This is a genomic window from Xanthomonas sp. NCPPB 4467 (genome assembly GCF_041475665.2).
In the GTDB taxonomy this organism is placed as follows: domain Bacteria; phylum Pseudomonadota; class Gammaproteobacteria; order Xanthomonadales; family Xanthomonadaceae; genus Xanthomonas; species Xanthomonas dyei.
Window position 1 is genome coordinate 4,805,288 of the sequence record NZ_CM191260.1, and the last position, 15,197, is coordinate 4,820,484.

General features: G+C 65.1%; 16 protein-coding genes, 1 tRNA gene and 1 pseudogene. 6 read left to right on the forward strand and 12 right to left on the reverse strand.

Annotated features, from left to right (window positions below; all coding sequences use genetic code 11):
* Positions 1–233 precede the first annotated feature (233 nt).
* On the reverse strand, positions 234–548 hold the full coding sequence (locus tag ACCQ06_RS21150; RefSeq protein ID WP_316689034.1) for a hypothetical protein: 315 nt from the start codon (positions 546–548) through the stop codon (positions 234–236).
* 25 nt (positions 549–573) lie between these two features.
* On the opposite strand from ACCQ06_RS21150, the gene tmk reads away from it, so the two are divergent.
* Complete coding sequence (gene tmk, locus ACCQ06_RS21155; RefSeq protein ID WP_228323280.1) at positions 574–1,242, forward strand: dTMP kinase; 669 nt, start codon at positions 574–576, stop codon at positions 1,240–1,242.
* A 251-nt stretch (positions 1,243–1,493) separates the two neighbouring features.
* On the opposite strand, the gene ACCQ06_RS21160 is transcribed toward tmk, so the two are convergent.
* Entirely contained in the window at positions 1,494–2,420 is a 927-nt protein-coding gene (locus tag ACCQ06_RS21160; RefSeq protein WP_316689037.1) for a helix-turn-helix domain-containing protein, read from the reverse strand.
* A 127-nt stretch (positions 2,421–2,547) separates the two neighbouring features.
* Between ACCQ06_RS21160 and ACCQ06_RS21165 the strand changes: the two genes are divergently transcribed.
* Together ACCQ06_RS21165 and ACCQ06_RS21170 are read left to right on the forward strand one after the other, a co-directional pair.
* A complete protein-coding gene (locus ACCQ06_RS21165) occupies positions 2,548–2,988 on the forward strand; it encodes a YybH family protein (protein WP_316689039.1) in 441 nt (146 codons plus the stop codon).
* Between the two features lie 110 nt (positions 2,989–3,098).
* Positions 3,099–3,488, forward strand: a complete 390-nt coding sequence (locus tag ACCQ06_RS21170; RefSeq protein ID WP_104614802.1) for a nuclear transport factor 2 family protein — start codon at positions 3,099–3,101, stop codon at positions 3,486–3,488.
* A 54-nt stretch (positions 3,489–3,542) separates the two neighbouring features.
* Here ACCQ06_RS21170 and ACCQ06_RS21175 read toward each other — a convergent pair.
* From ACCQ06_RS21175 to birA, 4 genes are all read right to left on the reverse strand, one after another.
* Positions 3,543–3,618: transfer RNA gene (locus ACCQ06_RS21175), tRNA-Thr, on the reverse strand.
* 32 nt (positions 3,619–3,650) lie between these two features.
* Positions 3,651–4,517 carry an SPOR domain-containing protein gene (locus ACCQ06_RS21180; RefSeq protein WP_316689042.1) on the reverse strand — a complete coding sequence of 289 codons (867 nt, stop codon included), beginning with the start codon at positions 4,515–4,517 and terminating at the stop codon, positions 3,651–3,653.
* A gap of 282 nt (positions 4,518–4,799) precedes the next feature.
* Positions 4,800–5,528: a type III pantothenate kinase gene (locus ACCQ06_RS21185; RefSeq protein WP_316689043.1), complete on the reverse strand. Its 729-nt coding sequence runs from the start codon at positions 5,526–5,528 to the stop codon at positions 4,800–4,802.
* Positions 5,525–6,490, reverse strand: coding sequence for a bifunctional biotin--[acetyl-CoA-carboxylase] ligase/biotin operon repressor BirA (gene birA, locus ACCQ06_RS21190; protein WP_503297925.1), 966 nt, complete (start codon positions 6,488–6,490; stop codon positions 5,525–5,527). Before birA ends, ACCQ06_RS21185 begins: the two co-directional genes overlap by 4 nt.
* Positions 6,491–6,580: 90 nt before the next feature.
* Between birA and ACCQ06_RS21195 the strand changes: the two genes are divergently transcribed.
* Both ACCQ06_RS21195 and ACCQ06_RS21200 read left to right on the forward strand, forming a co-directional pair.
* Positions 6,581–6,895 (forward strand): hypothetical protein, encoded by a 315-nt coding sequence (locus ACCQ06_RS21195; protein WP_104614799.1) that lies wholly within the window; start codon positions 6,581–6,583, stop codon positions 6,893–6,895.
* Between the two features lie 8 nt (positions 6,896–6,903).
* Positions 6,904–7,659, forward strand: coding sequence for a M90 family metallopeptidase (locus tag ACCQ06_RS21200; RefSeq protein WP_316689046.1), 756 nt, complete (start codon positions 6,904–6,906; stop codon positions 7,657–7,659).
* 280 nt (positions 7,660–7,939) lie between these two features.
* On the opposite strand, the gene ACCQ06_RS21205 is transcribed toward ACCQ06_RS21200, so the two are convergent.
* The 6 genes and pseudogenes from ACCQ06_RS21205 to dusA all read right to left on the reverse strand — a co-directional run bounded on the left by ACCQ06_RS21205 (position 7,940) and on the right by dusA (position 14,750).
* The gene (locus tag ACCQ06_RS21205) at positions 7,940–9,127 is read right to left on the reverse strand and encodes a DUF1501 domain-containing protein (RefSeq protein WP_316689047.1); all 1,188 of its coding nucleotides are present in this window, start codon (positions 9,125–9,127) and stop codon (positions 7,940–7,942) included.
* Positions 9,128–9,193: 66 nt separating this feature from the next.
* Positions 9,194–10,669, reverse strand: a pseudogene (locus ACCQ06_RS21210) (DUF1800 domain-containing protein); the annotation flags it as partial.
* 237 nt (positions 10,670–10,906) lie between these two features.
* Positions 10,907–12,277 carry an ATP-binding protein gene (locus ACCQ06_RS21215; RefSeq protein ID WP_211287651.1) on the reverse strand — a complete coding sequence of 457 codons (1,371 nt, stop codon included), beginning with the start codon at positions 12,275–12,277 and terminating at the stop codon, positions 10,907–10,909.
* 75 nt (positions 12,278–12,352) lie between these two features.
* Positions 12,353–13,036, reverse strand: a complete 684-nt coding sequence (locus tag ACCQ06_RS21220) for a response regulator transcription factor (protein WP_002808458.1) — start codon at positions 13,034–13,036, stop codon at positions 12,353–12,355.
* 71 nt (positions 13,037–13,107) lie between these two features.
* The gene (locus ACCQ06_RS21225) at positions 13,108–13,410 is read right to left on the reverse strand and encodes a hypothetical protein (RefSeq protein ID WP_316692714.1); all 303 of its coding nucleotides are present in this window, start codon (positions 13,408–13,410) and stop codon (positions 13,108–13,110) included.
* Between the two features lie 335 nt (positions 13,411–13,745).
* Complete coding sequence (gene dusA / locus ACCQ06_RS21230) at positions 13,746–14,750, reverse strand: tRNA dihydrouridine(20/20a) synthase DusA (RefSeq protein ID WP_316689197.1); 1,005 nt, start codon at positions 14,748–14,750, stop codon at positions 13,746–13,748.
* A 66-nt stretch (positions 14,751–14,816) separates the two neighbouring features.
* Here dusA and ACCQ06_RS21235 point away from each other — a divergent pair, with 66 nt between their 5' ends.
* Positions 14,817–15,182, forward strand: coding sequence for an NIPSNAP family protein (locus ACCQ06_RS21235; protein WP_228323294.1), 366 nt, complete (start codon positions 14,817–14,819; stop codon positions 15,180–15,182).
* The last annotated feature ends 15 nt before the right edge of the window (positions 15,183–15,197 follow it).

A 15,197-nucleotide genomic window follows, 5' to 3' on the forward strand; every position in this document is an offset into this window, starting at 1 on the left:
ACTTATTCAGTATGCCGAGCGGACAGAAGCGGTGACATCGGGACATTCCCGACATCGCGCAGGACATACCCGTGATAGTGAATCGGCAATAGCGGCAGCGCCAGGGAACGCTACGGCCGGGGAACCCTTGAACAACCCGCGGTATCACGCGTGAACCGCACTATTGGCGCAGATGCAGTGATCGCCGCTGCACACAGCCAAAGACCGACGTCTTGCGGCGATTGCCGCGCTTGTCAGCGCGCGGGTGAGGTGTCCAGGCACTGGTAGATACGTCCGCTCGGCATCAGATGCGCCATCGATATCTTCGACGGCGGGCTGTGTTCGAACGCTGGGTGCTTGTGGATGGCAGATGGCGGGATGCGCACGCATGACGTGCCCGGCAAGCGTTGCGCGATGACGTGCCAGCGGGGCGCCGCCATCGTCACCGTCCTGCGCAAGGTGCTCATGTGGGACGAAGATTGTCGCTTGCGTGCATGCCATTGCGTGATCCAGCGCCCCCGCAGCAATGCAGGGCGAACGCCCTGCAAGATCGCCAGCGACGGATCCATTGCCACGATCGGATAAAGTAGCGCGATGACAATCGAACTGAAGCCCGGTGGCTTGCTGATCGCGATCGAAGGTATCGACGGCGCCGGCAAGACCACCCTCGCCCGCAGCCTGGCCAAAGCACTGGAAGCGGCCGGCGCCCGCGTCGTGCTGAGCAAGGAGCCGACCAATGGCCCCTGGGGCACCCAGCTGCGTCAGTCCGCCGCCACCGGCCGCCTGAGCGCCGACGAAGAAGCCGAGCTGCTGATCCGCGACCGCCACGAACATGTGGACACCCTCATTGCCCCCGCATTGGCACGCGGCGACATCGTGATCCTGGACCGCTACTTTCCGTCGATGGTCGCCTACCAGGGCGCCGCCGGCCTGCCGCTGGACGAGTTGCTGGAACGCAATGCCTTCGCGCCGCGCCCAGACGTGCTGCTGCTGCTCGACCTGCCGCCACCCACCGGCCTGGCCCGCATCCGCGCCCGCGGCGACGCACCCAACCACTTCGAAACCCAGGACAACCTGGAACGCTGCCGTGCCATCTTCGCCGCGCTGCAATTGCCGGGTAAACATGTCGTGGACGCCAGCGCCGATGCAGACAGCGTCTTGCGGCAAACCCATGCCATTGTCGTGGCAGCCCTGGCCGAACGCTTGAGCGGCGACGCCGGCAAGGCCGTGCTGGAACTGCTCTCGGCTGGTCGCCCGGCCTGACCTGCCAAGCGTCCTGCCGCGCAGCCAGCACCACCGCTGCGCGATGCAGATTTTCGAGCTGCGAGCTACACGCGACTTACCCGCACACGGGAGCTCGGCCCGCTTGCCAAGGAGCGCGGTTGCGCTGAAGGCACGGCCAGCCAGATGTCCCGACGAAGCCGCTGCCGCATCAGGCGCGTCGCGCCATCACGTCCCGAGGGCGGAGATGGCGGCGGGCAGCCGCTCTTTGCGCAGTCGCATGCAGGCGGTCGCTATCGCTCGGCAACGCGATACCGCCGCCGAAATTCCGACGGCGTGCAACTTACTTCCCGCCTGAAAAACTTGTTGAAGTTGGTCGCTTCGTCGAAGCCCAGTTCTTCGGCGATTGCGGCAACCGGCAGGGATGTGTGCACCAGCAGGCGCTTGGCTTCCAGGTTGATCCGTGCGGCAATGAAGGTCTTTGCGGTGGTGCCCATCGCCGCTTGCACTGCGCGCGCCAGGCTCTTTTCCGTGCACCCGAGCCGATCGGCGTAGTCGGCAACCTGATGCCACTGTGCAAAACAGTCTTCGACAAGCTGCTGGAACCGGTGGAAGCGGCGCAGCGCCGCAGACACCGCAACATCGCGCACGTGGGTACGGCCATGCACAATGCTGAGCCGCGTCAGCAACGCATGCAGCTGATGACGCAACAGCGCGTGCACGTCGTCTTGCGGCGCCTCCATCAGCGTGTCCTGGCGCATCTGCACGATCACATCGGTCAGCCGCTTCAAGTCATCGCGACCGAGCTGCACATGGTCCGGCAGCTTGCCCAGGTCGAAGGCGAGCTTCAGATCGCCCGGCATTGTTGCTGCCGGCAGCACGAACTCCTGGCGGAAAATCACGTTCCACCCATCCCAGTCGTCCTTGATGCCATAGCTGTGCGCCTGGCCGGGCCGCACGATCACTAGCGAACCTGGCGCGCAGGCGATCGCCTTGAAGTCGATCAGCTGGGTGCACACGCCCTGGGTCACGCACAACAAGGTGTGGAATCCGTAGCGGTGCGTCGCCTGCACTGCTTCCCGGGGTGCGCGGGTACGCAGATCGGCAACCGTGAAGACTTCAAGGTCGAGACGATAGGGGGCCTGCGGGTGATAGGCCAACGGCAGGATCTGCGATCTCGCCTGCGCCTTCGGAGAACGGCTGCGTCCGGGACTGGTCATCGGCCTGCACCATTTGAAAGATGTCCGGAAATGATCATTCGCCGTCCACTTTGGACCGCTCGCGTCGGCCAATCAAGTCCAATAATCACTCCCACAGCACGCCCCCACTTTCCTGAGAAAACAGACGATGCACGCCGATATCGAACGGATCACCCAGGCCATTCTGGCCGTGGACAACGGCATCAACGCACGCTCGAACAAGGGCGACGTCGATGGCGCACTGGAGGCCTACAGCGACGAGGTGTCGTATTTCGATCCCCTGACCGCGCTGCGTCTGGACGGTCATGCGGCGGTGGAGGCCTACTTCCGCAACGTGTTCGAGGGCAAGCTCAAGATCCTGCGCAACGACTATATCCAGCCGGTGGTAATGGTCAGCGACAACCGCGACATGGCTGTGTTGCACTACAACCTGCAGAACATCCTCGGCGACGGCCAGGGCGGTGAGACGCCGGGTACTGCCTGGAATTCGACACAGGTCTTCCGCTACATCGAAGGACGCTGGCGCGTCGTGCACGTCCATTGGTCGATCACGTTACATCCCGGCGCCCAGCAAAGCCTGATGTCCTGACCTATCGCCGCAGACCGCACCGCGCTTCACTCCCACTAAAGATCGGCCAACCAGGCACCCACGCCTGCAGGCCTTGCACGCTGACATTTCAACCAACCGAGGAAACCACCATGAACACCATCGACATTGCCAAGTCCTACATCACCTCGGTCCAGACCGGCGACCACGCAACGCTGGGCAGCCTCATTTCGCCCGACGTGATCTGGCACCAGCCCGGCAACCATCAATTCTCCGGCACCCACCAAGGCATGGCGGTGGTCGGGCCGATGCTGGGCAAGATGATGGAGGTCTCCAACGGTACCTTCGCCATCAGCCGTGCCGATGACTACATGGCCAGTGGCGACTGGGTGGCCATCACGCTGGAATTTTCCGGCCAGGCCAACGGCGTCACGCTCAAGCAGGCCGGCGTGGATCTGCTGCGCATCGAAGACGGCAAGATCGTCGAAGTCCGGCTGTTCTCGGCCGATCAAATCCAGGAGGACGCATTTTGGGGACGCTGATCGCCAAGCCCGGCAGCGGACAGGCCTTTCCGGGATGCAGCGGAAAGACCTTCTTGGTGCCGGCACCCGGATTCGAACTGGGGACCTACCGCTTACAAGGCGGTTGCTCTACCAACTGAGCTATGCCGGCAAAGGCAGGCGCGTTGCGCGCCGGTGCGCATTCTAGCGCAGCGCGGAGCAATCTAGCGATCGTTGACGCGTCGCACCCGCAGCGCTTTGCAAGGCAGCGGCCGCCACCGTGCTGCGCAGATCGATCCACCAGCGCGATTGACCGCTACCGCTGGGCACCAACTGTGCGGGAAAGCCTGCGCTGACCAAGCTGGCCTGGCGCCGCTCGGCACGCTCGCGGCTCTGGTACTGCCCCAGCGCAACCGTGTTGTCCTCGCCCTGGGCAATCACGTAATAGTCGCCGATGCCAGCGGCCGCAATGCGCTTGACCAGGGCCTGCGCCGTGGCGCGGTCGCCCACATTGGGCAACATCACCCGGAACGTACTGACCCCGGCGTCGGTGTCCTCGCGCACGCTGGCGCGGCTGGCCTGGCCGCGAACGCGCGCCAGCGCGGCATCGGCATCGCTGCGTGCCGCATACGGCCCGACGCTGACGCAGCCCTCCGGGGCGGCCGGCGGTGTCGGCACTGGAGCCGGCTTGGCGACGGCGGTGCTTTCCTCAACAGATTTGGAAACGTTCTTCGCTGCCGCTGCCGCGTCGGCCGGCCGCGGTGCCGTCTCGGCCACCGCCGGTGTTGGCACAGGTTCGGGCGCAGGCGTTGGTGCTGCCGTCGGCGCAGGAGACGGCGTAGTGGAATCAGCCGCAGCACCGGCATCCGGCGTTGCAGCGGTTGTCACTTCGAGACGCGGCACCGCTGCTGCTGTCGCCTTGGTCGGCAACATCGGCAGCAGGTCCAAGCGGGCAACCCCGGACGGTTGCGGCGGTGCGGCCGGTGGCGCCGGCGGTGGCTGCAACGCCCACCACAGTGCCACCCCGGCATTGAGGATGATCAGGACAACGATGAGCGCGCGTACGTACATGCGTCGATTTTAGAGCGTGTCATGTGGCTTGGGGGGAGTGCGAAGCGTCGGCGCCGCGGCGGGACCAGGCGCGCAACACACTCTCGGTGCGTAACTACAAGCCACCTTGCTTGCGCCGGCCGGCGGCAACGCGTGCCCCCAGCAGCGCTGCCTGGGGCCACGTCGCCGGTGTGCCAGCACCCTGCTGCTGAGAACCTAGGCAGCCAGTCAAGCCGGCGCCACAGTGCATCCACTCGGACCACTGGTGGCCCCATGCCTCTCAGCCGACCCGCACAAGGCGCTCTACGGCGAGGACGAATGCATCGCCCAGGTTGCCAGTCCATCCAGCACCAAGGCCGCGCGAAAGCTGGCATCGGGCAACAACGGCAGCAGCGGTGGCGCGCCGCCGCCATGCATCAGCAGCCGTACCGGCACGCCCAGGCTGCGTTGTGCGTGGTGCAGGCTGCGCTCGATCAGCGCCACCGCCGCGCCATCGCAGCCGGAGGTCAGGGCATCGTCGGTGTCGTTGGCCAGTTCGACATAGTCGCCACCGCTGGCCGGCAACTGCACCGCACGCGCATGCAGCGCTTCGCGCATGGTGGTGGGCGAGGCGGCGATCCGCCCGCCGTGATGCTGCCCATCGGCACCGAGCACATCGATGGTCAGGGCGGTGCCCACCCCGGCCACCAGCACCGGTGCGTCGCCACGCGCGCCCAGCAAGGCCAGAAACCGATCCACCCCGAAGCGGCTCGGGTCGGCATAGGCAATGCGGATGCCGGCGCATTCGGCTGCGGTCCGCACGATGCGGACCTGCTCGAAACGCTCCTGCAGGCAAGCGATCATCCGCTGCGTCAATGCCGGCGCCGCCACGCTGGCCACGTGCGCAATGCGCCCGGACGGCAACGCCGATAACGCCGCCGCATCCATCGCCTCGGCACCGTGCGCCCAGGCCTGCAGGTCGCCGGCGCGGTGGCCGTGCAGCGGGGCGTACTTGAAGCGCGAATTTCCCAGGTCGAACAACCACTCGCTCATGCAGGTCTCACGCTGACTTCTCCGGAGTGGAACAGGCGCACCGTCTCGCCCAATTGCACGCGCAATGCACCATCGGCGGCCAGGCCAAGCGCTACTCCGCGATGCAGGGTGCCGCTTTCTTCAACCTGCACGGCGCGCCCGCTCAGCACATCCAGCGCTGCATAGCGCGCCAGAAACGGCGCCAGGCCCTGCGCTTCGAACAGGTCCAGTGCCGGCAACAGGCCGGACAACACCGCTGCCGCCACGCTGTCGCGCGAGACTGTGCGGCCGGCCAGGGTGTCCAGATCCACCCACGGTTGGTCGATCGTGGCGGCGGCCGCCGGCGGCATGTGCACGTTCAAGCCCAGCCCGATCACCGCACGTGCATTGCCGGCCATCTCGCCGCCGCCCTCGATCAGCAGGCCGCCCAGCTTGCGCTCGCGCGCCAGCAGGTCGTTGGGCCACTTCAGACCGACATCGGCAAACCCGCACCCGCGCAGGGCTTCGGCCACGGCCACGCCCACCGCCAGGCTCAGCCCGGCCAGCTGGCCCAGCCCGCCACTGAAACGACGCGATGCCGACAGATAGAGATGCGCGGCCAGCGGCGAGGTCCACTGGCGGCCGCGTCGACCGCGCCCGCCGGTCTGGCGCTCGGCCAGCAACACAGACACGCCGTGTTCGGGCGCCGGGCGCGCCAGCAGCGTGGTGTTGGTGGATTCCAGCGTCCAGGCCACTTCCAGCGCAGCCAGGCCCGCTGCCGCGTCGGTCGCCATGGCGGCACGGATGCGCACGGCGTCCAGCAGGTCCAGCGGCGCGGCCAGGCGGTAGCCATCGCCTGCCCGTCCGTCGATATCGACACCGGCAGCGCGCAAATTCTGGATGCGCTTCCACACGGCGGCACGGGTCAACCCGGCATCGCGCGCCAGCGCATCGCCGGACAGCCGGCCGCTCGCAAGTTTGGCCAGCAACGCGCGGTCATCCACGGCAACGGTTCCCAAATCTATCCGTGAAAGTATGCGCCAAGCCTTCGCGGCCGCCCAGCGCGGCTTGCGTGAGGGAGTGAAAACCGCGTTATGATCGACGACTCACGCCGCTTGCCCTGGATGTGGACGATGCGCCGACTCACGGTTTGCCTGCTGTTCTTGTTGGCTCCGCTTGCCGCCCTGGCATCGGACCAGTTGGTCGATGGCGATCATGAGAGCTGCGTCAGCACCAACTCGGCCGCACGCGGCAGAACGCCCAATGGCGAACCGGCAACACCGGCACGCGCGCCGCAACACAAGCCTGCACCGGCAACCGGCGGTGGTGGCAGCGATGGCGATGGGTTGTTCCCACGCATGCGCATGATGCCGCGCTGGCACAGTTTTCTGCCGGGCATGTTCCGCTGATCCAGTGGTTGACGCGCTGGCTACGCCGGCCGCCGCTCGAGATTCCTGATGCGCTTTGGCAACCGGTGTGTGACCGCTGCGCCTGGGTTGCCGCGCTCGATGCGCGGCGCCAGCAACGTCTGCGGGCGCTGACCGCGCAGTTTCTGCATCAAAAAACCATTTCGCCGGTCGATGGATTGCAGCTGCAGCCGCACGACCACGTGTTGCTGGCCGCCACCTGCTGCCTGCCGTTGCTGGAAATCGGCGCAGCCGGGTGGCGCGGCTGGTCGCAGCTGATTGTCTATCCGGACGCCTTCCGTGTGCAGCGCACCCATGTGGATGCGGCCGGGGTGATGCATGCCTGGGACGACACCTTGATCGGGGAAGCCTGGGAACAAGGTCCGTTGATCGTCAGCTGGGCCGATGTGCAAGCCGATCTGGACGACCCGCAGGCCGGCTTCAACGTGATCGTGCACGAGATGGCGCACAAGCTCGATGCACTGGACGGCGCGCTCGACGGCACCCCGCCACTGCCGCGCGATCGGCAACGCCGCTGGGCACGCGATTTTCAGCACGCATTCGATGCGTTCTGCCAACGGGTGGACGCCGGCCACGATACCGAGATCGACCCGTACGCAGCCGAAGCGCCGGAAGAATTCTTCGCAGTGGTCAGCGAATATCACTTCTCGGCGCCGCAGGTGCTGCAACGCGTGATGCCGGAGGTCGCCGCGCATCTGGTCAGCGTGTATGGGCCTTCGCCGTTTGCATCGGATGGCCACGGTTGATTGCGCCGCGCAAGCCTTACGCGTTGGTTTGCGTGCAGGTATGTGGATGTTTGACGGCGCGAGTGCTGTTTGCGTCAAGTCGATTGCGCGTGTCGCGTGAACCTGATCGTCTTTGGATGTGCGCACTGAGCTAGAGCGTTAGCGCTGCGCTGCAAGCCCTTGGTCACACCTGGCGAGTGGTCGTCACGTACACAGTTGGGCAAGACAAAAAGACTCAGCGCGAAGATGAGCAATGGCAGACACTGCGCAGCGTTCAATGGCGCGATGTCATCGATCGCGCTTACACCAATCCAAGATCACGCGGTGTCGCGTCTGGAAACACGCGTTCCAGCTGCGCGGGCGACAAGCCCCACAAGCGCTGCAACACGCCACCGAACACGCTGCGGTAGTTGCTGAGCACCGGATAATCGCGGTTCTGCAACAGGTGCGCCTGATCCACCGCAACCTGCTCGCCGGCAATCCGGCCGCCGCGCACGCCGCCGCCCAGCACCCAGTACGTGGTGCCATGCCCGTGATCGGTCCCCTTGCTGCCGTTCTCGCGGAAAGTGCGGCCGAACTCGGAAATCACCACCACCACCGTATCGTCCCAGGCCGGGCCCAAGGCATCGGCATAGGCGGCCAGCCCTTCGCCAAGATTGCGCAGGTTATTGGCCAGTCCGCCCGTCACACTGCCCTGATTGGCATGCGTGTCCCAACCGCCAACATCCACAAATCCCAGCCGATACCGCTCGCGCATCAAGCTTGCCATGCGTCGGGTTTCATCGGCAAAGGTGCGCGCGCTGGCAGCGCCGCGGCCGGCCTGCTCCATCTCTTCGCGCAACTGCGCGGTGACCTGCTGGCGCAACGCAAGTCCTTCGCGCGCCGCCGTCGCCAGCGGCGTGGCGTCGTACATCTGCGACAGGATCTGCGACTGACGCGCATCCAGCCCGCCCTTGCCGATGCCCCGCAGCGAGACGTTGGGCAGATCGCCGCCGCCTTGAAAGGTCAGCGGCAACGAATCGGTGAAGGCAATCGCCGGCACGCCACTGAGGACACCCGACAGCCGCGCCATGAACCCGGAACGATAGTCGCGGTGCTTACCGGCTTGCCCGGATTCGATATCGTCCTGGGTTTCGAAGTGGCTACGCGACACATCATCAGTGCCGGCAAATGGCACGAACGCCAGTTGATTGCGTTGCCACAACGGCAGCAACGCATCGCGCATCACCGGGTTGAGCCCCCAGTGCGCGTCCAGCGCGATGGCGCTGTCCGGATTGGCCGGATCCGGCCGCGCAATCGCCAGCGTGGGCCGCGACTGGTAATAAAAATCGCTGCCATGCGGCACCAACAGATTGTTGCTGTCGTAGCCGCCGCGCAAGAACACTACCAGCATGCGCGCGCTATCGCGTGGCGCGGCAAACAGGCGACCGGCCCACGGCAGACTTGTGGCGGCGGCGGCAGAAGCAAGCAAAAATTGACGTCGTTGCATGGTGTACTCCCACGGCGATGCCTGCATCGCACTCGGTGATCAGCGTCGGTGAATCAGCGGTATGAATCAGCGGTAGTTGAAGTCCGGCGACGCCAACAAAAACCCGTTCCATTCCGCCGGCGAGCGCGCCTGCTCCAGCGCCTGCTGCGTACTTGTCGCCAGCGACGGCGCGATCCAGCGATATGCCGCGCGCGTGTCGATGCGCGTCAGCGGCGGAATCGGCGTGTCGTTGTCGCCATCGCGCCGGAACAATTGTTTGGGGCCGCTGCCCAGCGCGCGCGCCACCTCGAACCTGCGCGCCAGTTGCCCGGAGCTGGTCCAGGCCTGCGATTGCAGCGGCCATCCGTCGGGTGTGATGCGCCCGAACAGCGGCTCGCCCAGTTGCTGCGCCCAACTGGCCATCGGGCCGGCATTGATCACGGGCTGGTCTTCGTAGGCCAGCCGCATCGCCGAGACCACGAAGCGATTGGGGTCCTTGAACTTGCGCGGTTGCGCCTGCGCGAATTCCGCAGAACTCACCATGGTCTGCATGACCTTGCCGATATCGCCATCGCTGCGCTGGAAGGTGCTGGCCATGCGCGCGACCAGTGCCGGCGGCGGCGTGTCGCTGACGAAGTACTCGGCCATGCGCTGCGAGACGAAGCGCGCACATGCCGGCTGGCGCACCAACAGCCGCACCGCACGTTCGATTTCATCCAGTCCACCGCCGGCAATCCGCTGACCCAGCAGCATCTTGTCGCCGGGCTGATGACGCGCCGGGTTGAATTCGAACAGACCCTTGCGCACCACCTGTGGCTGACCAGGCACGGTCATCGGCACCGGCGGCGCACCATCGGCCTTGATCGGCACCAGGCCCGCGCCGGTGAGGATCAATGCCAGCTGCTGCACATCCTGCTGGGTGTAGCCGCCATGCACGCCCAGGGTGTGCAGTTCCATCAGTTCGCGCGCGTAGTTCTCGTTGACCTTGCCCTTGGCATTCTTGGCGTTGTCCAGATATTCGAGCATCGCCGGGCTTTGCAGCGTGGCCATCACCAGATCGGCAAACTTGCCGGTGGCATTGGGACGGATCGCGTTTTCCATGTAATCGGCGGCCATCCACTTCACGCGGCCTTTGTCGGCATACACGCTGAAGTGATTGAGCCAGAACCACACCAGCTGCTCGCGCAGCTGGTCCGGTGCGTACACCGCACGCAGTAATTGCGCCTGACGCGCTTGATTAATCATCTGACCGCCGCGTGCCTGCCAATCCTTGCGCAAGGCGACTTTTTCATCGCCATCAGGCATGGCTTGCAGCCGGATCTTGTCGGCCTCGTAGCCGGTCAGCAAGGTGTCCAGCGGGGTGTGCAGTGCATCGAAGCCTTGCAGCTGCGCGCGAATCGGTGCCGGTAACACAGCGTCGTCACTGGGCTGGAGCAGCAGCGCGCCATAGCGCTTGGGGCCAAGCCGTTGTAACTGCGCGGCGCCATCGGCATCCACACCGTAGGTGGCACGTTGCAGCCAGCGCGTCTGGGTTGGCGTCAACGGCGTTTCGGCAGCATGGCCGACCGCGGCGAACGCGCAGCCGGCAAGCAGCAACGCACAGCCCCAAGTGTGCAGCCATCGCCGTGGCAAAGGGCGCGTTTCCGCGCAGGAGACTTGTGCAACGCGCTCGATCATGCGGCTCTCCATCGCAGGTGCCTGCGACCTGACCAGTATGGTCAAGCAAACGCTCGAGGCGTTAAACGGTTGTCGGAGCAGTGCAGGCCATTGCCCACGGGTTCATCCGGACACGTAGGCGCGTCACAACCCCGGAGGCAGGGTCACATCGAAGCGGGCGCCGCCCAGTTCCTGCGAGCGCACCACCTGCAACTCACCGCGATAGGCCTTGATCAGATCCTGCACGATCGACATGCCGATACCGTGCCCCTGCACGCGCTCATCGCCACGCACGCCACGCTGCAGAATCTTGGCGACATCTTCCGGCGCAATGCCAGGGCCGTCGTCTTCGACCGAAAGGATCAGGCCGGCGCGCCGGCTACCGGTGGTCGGACCGGGCTGTGCGGTCAGCAGCACCCGGCTGCGCGCCCACTTGAAGCCGTTTTCCAGCAGATTGCCAAGCAGTTCCTGCAAATCGCCCGGCTCGCCATGAAAACGCGCATCCGGCGAAATATCGAACTCGCACAGCACGCCCTTGATCGAATACACCTTCTCCAGACCGCGCACGATTTCTTCGGCGGACGGCTCGATCTGCAATGGCGCTGCAAACAGTTTGTGGCCGCTGGAGGCCGCGCGCGCCAGCTGATACGACACCAGATCGTTCATGCGCCGCAGCTGCACGTCCATCTCTTTATGCAGATCGTGCTCGGAGGCGCCGCTGTCGAGCTGCGTGCGCAGCACCGCAATCGGCGTCTTCAGGCTGTGCGCCAGATCGGCCAGCGTATTGCGTTGGCGCTCCAGGTTGTCGCGCTCGCTCTCGATGAAGGCGTTGATGCTGTCGGTCAGCGGCTCCAGCTCGCGTGGATGCTGCTCGCTCATGCGCTGGATCTCACCGCGCTGCACCTTGGTCAGCTCGTTGATCACGCGCCGCAACGGGCGCAGGCTCCATTGCAGGATGAACGCCTGCAGCACCAGCAGCACCACGCCGGCACTGCCGAGGTAAAACCACACCGCGCCACGGAAAACACGCAGCTGCGCGCCCATCGAGCGCGCATCCTCCATCACGTAGATGGTGTAAGGGATCTCGCCGCCGTGCTCGCGTTCGACGTAACTGACGCCCAGGCCGTAGCGATACAACTGGCCCAGGCTGCCATCGATCTGGGTCATCTCCAGCGGGCCGATGAATTCTTCCTGGCGCGGCTCCAGCATGCGGCCATGCGGAATGTTCGGGCCTTCGGCCGACATCGAAGTCCAGCTTTCGTCGGGACGCACGACCTCCACATACAAGCCGCCACCGGGCACGTCGAAGCGCGGATCGGGCGGCTGCCCGCCGATATAGATCGAGCCGTCGCGGACAAAGTCGATATTGGCGGCGTAAGCCGAGGCGTAGTTCTTCAGCCGCTCACGCAGGTTCTTTTCGGCAGTGTCGGCAAAGGCGACATCCAGCGCGTAACCGGCCAACGCCAGGAAGGCCACCAGGCTGAGGCTGGCGGCCAGCAGCTGGCGCGCCTGCAACGAGCGCGGGCGCCAGCGTTTGTACCATTTGGAGCGCATCGGCACCTAAGTCTTCCTGCTTGCCGACGCGCGGACTCAGCCTTCGGTGCGCGGAATGGCGAAGCGATAGCCACGACCACGCACGGTCTCGATCGGCTTCAACTCACCATCCGGGTCGAGCTTCTTGCGCAGGCGACCGATGAACACTTCCAGCACGTTGGAGTCGCGATCGAAGTCCTGTTGATAGATATGTTCGGTGAGGTCGGCCTTGGAGACCAGTTCGCCGGCATGCATCATCAGGTACTCGAGCACCTTGTACTCGTAACTGGTCAAGTCGACATTGGCGCCGTTGACGCTCACCGTCTGCGCCGCCAGATCCAAGGCCACGGGGCCGCATTCCAGCGTCGGCTTGCTCCAGCCTGCGGCACGGCGCAGCAGCGCGTTGACGCGAGCCAGCAGCTCTTCGACGTGGAACGGCTTGACCAGATAATCGTCGGCGCCCTGCTTGAGGCCTTCGACCTTGTCCTGCCAGCTCGAACGCGCGGTCAGGATCAGTACCGGGAATTTCTTGCCTTCGTCGCGCAGCGCCTTGATCAGCTCCATGCCCGACATCTTGGGCAGGCCCAGATCGATGATGCCGACGTCGAACGGCACTTCGCGGCCCATGTACAGGCCTTCTTCGCCGTCCTGTGCAGCGTCGACAGCAAAGCCTTCACGCTTCAGACGCGCGGCAAGGGTCTCGCGCAGCGGAGCTTCGTCTTCGACCAAAAGAATACGCATGCACTCTCCCTAGTAACGTTATCGGCCCAAGGCCGGGGAATTTATGAGACTGAACGCCAAACTATCTACGTTCAGTGGTTATCGTCGCGTGGTGGCGCGTCGGGAGGCGGAGAGCTGCGCGGGGGTGCGGCCTGCGTCTGCTCCGGCTCGTACACCGTGTGGACGCGCCCATCTTTCATGTACTTGACCCGATTGAGGTTGCCGCCATCGAACGGCACACGCTCGGCACCCAGAATTTGTCCACCGGTAGACCGCTGCACGTGGCGAATGGTGTCCGACAAGGTGCGGCTGTTGCCGCGTGCCGATGCCGGCATGCCCTCGCGACCACCCTGCGCCATCGGGTACCCCTGGCCCCACGCCGACGGCGCGGCCACGGCACCCAAGAGGGCGACCAGGACGACATAGCGGGCGCGGCTGAGCGAGTCGGTCACAGCTGGATCCTAGCGGGTTGTTCAGGAACATTCAAAATTCGTGAAACCGGCGATGCATCACAAACGGCCGGGCGACGGAAATTGAGCCAAATTCTTGATTTTGGGGGGTGAATCCGATCTGAACTTTTTAGCTTCGTGTTAACGCCATTCAGCCAAATGAATGCCGCCAGGAGAGTAGACGCCCTGCCAGCAAGGCTTTCCCGCTCGGTGCCGGGCTCCAGACCACAATCAAGAAAGGACCCGGCCTGCCTGTTCAGCTGATGCAAGTGCCGGGCCAGTCAGGCGACGATGCGCCACGGCCGGCTGTCGGTCCGCTGCAACGCCTGCTCCACCAGCTCCCAGCCAGCGCCCGGACGGTGTGCACCTTCGCTCAAAACCTGCCGAAACGCCCGCCCGCCCGGCTGCCCGTGAAATAGGCCCAGCACGTGCCGGGTGATGTGCTTCAGGGCCAGGCCCTGTTCCAACTGGGACTCCACATAGGGGCGCAGTGCACGCAGCAACGCCTCGCGCGACTGTTCGGGGCGCCGGGTCAATGCGGCATCGAGCTGATGCAGGACATACGGGTCGTGGTACGCGGCGCGACCGAGCATCACGCCGTCGGTCTGTTGCAGGTGCGCCAGCGCAGTGTCGACGGCGGCAATACCGCCATTGAGCACCACCGGCACGCCGGGACGCTCCTGCTTGAGGCGATACGCCCAGTCGTAGCGCAGCGGCGGCACTTCGCGGTTTTCCTTCGGCGACAGGCCCTTGAGCCACGCATTGCGGGCGTGCACCACCACCATCGCCGCGCCGGCGGCGACGATTTGATCGACAAAGCGGGCGAACACCGCGTAGTCGTCATCGTCGTCCACGCCCAGACGGCATTTGACCGTGATCGGCAGGTCGGTGGCCGCGCACATGGCGGCGACGCACTCGGCCACCAGCGCCGGTTCGCGCATCAGGCAGGCGCCGAAGCGCCCCGCCTGCACGCGGTCGGACGGGCAGCCGCAATTGAGGTTGATTTCGTCATAATTCCATTCCTGCGCAATGCCGGCCGCCTGCGCGAGCAGGGCCGGATCGCTGCCGCCAAGTTGCAGCGCCAGCGGATGCTCGACCGGATCGAAACCGATCAGCCGCGTGCGATCGCCATGAATCACCGCGTTGGCATGCACCATCTCGGTATACAGGCGTGCGGACGGCGCCAGCAGGCGATGGAACACCCGGCAATGCCGGTCGGTCCAATCCATCATCGGGGCGACGGACAGGCGCAAGGAGGCGGCGTAGCGATCGGCGGAAGCGGTCATCGACGGTTGGCCGCGGCGAGCGGACATTGGAATGCGAAGCAGGATCAACAGCTTACACGGGCGTCGATGAATCTGCGGCAGTGCGGCATAGCACGTTGCGGCACCCTCGACTGCCGGGCTCACTGTCTGATCGCTTGTTGGCTGCGCCAGGTGATCGAGACTTACCAACTGGTCGAATTCGAACACGACACGCGGTTGTGGATCCCGCTGGCGGCGCGCTTCGGCGGCCAGCATCACGGCTATCTTCTGGCATCGGAAGGGGCGAACAACATCGCGTTGGCGATGTTTTCGTTTCCCTCGCTCGCCCAATACGATCGCTATCGGGTGGCATCGCGAGAGATTGCGGCGTGTCTGTTGGCGTTCGCCGATGCGGAGCGAACGCGATGCGTCGTCAATGACGAGCGCAGTTGCTTTGGTCCGGTGCTGGCGTAAAGCCGTGCACTGCCG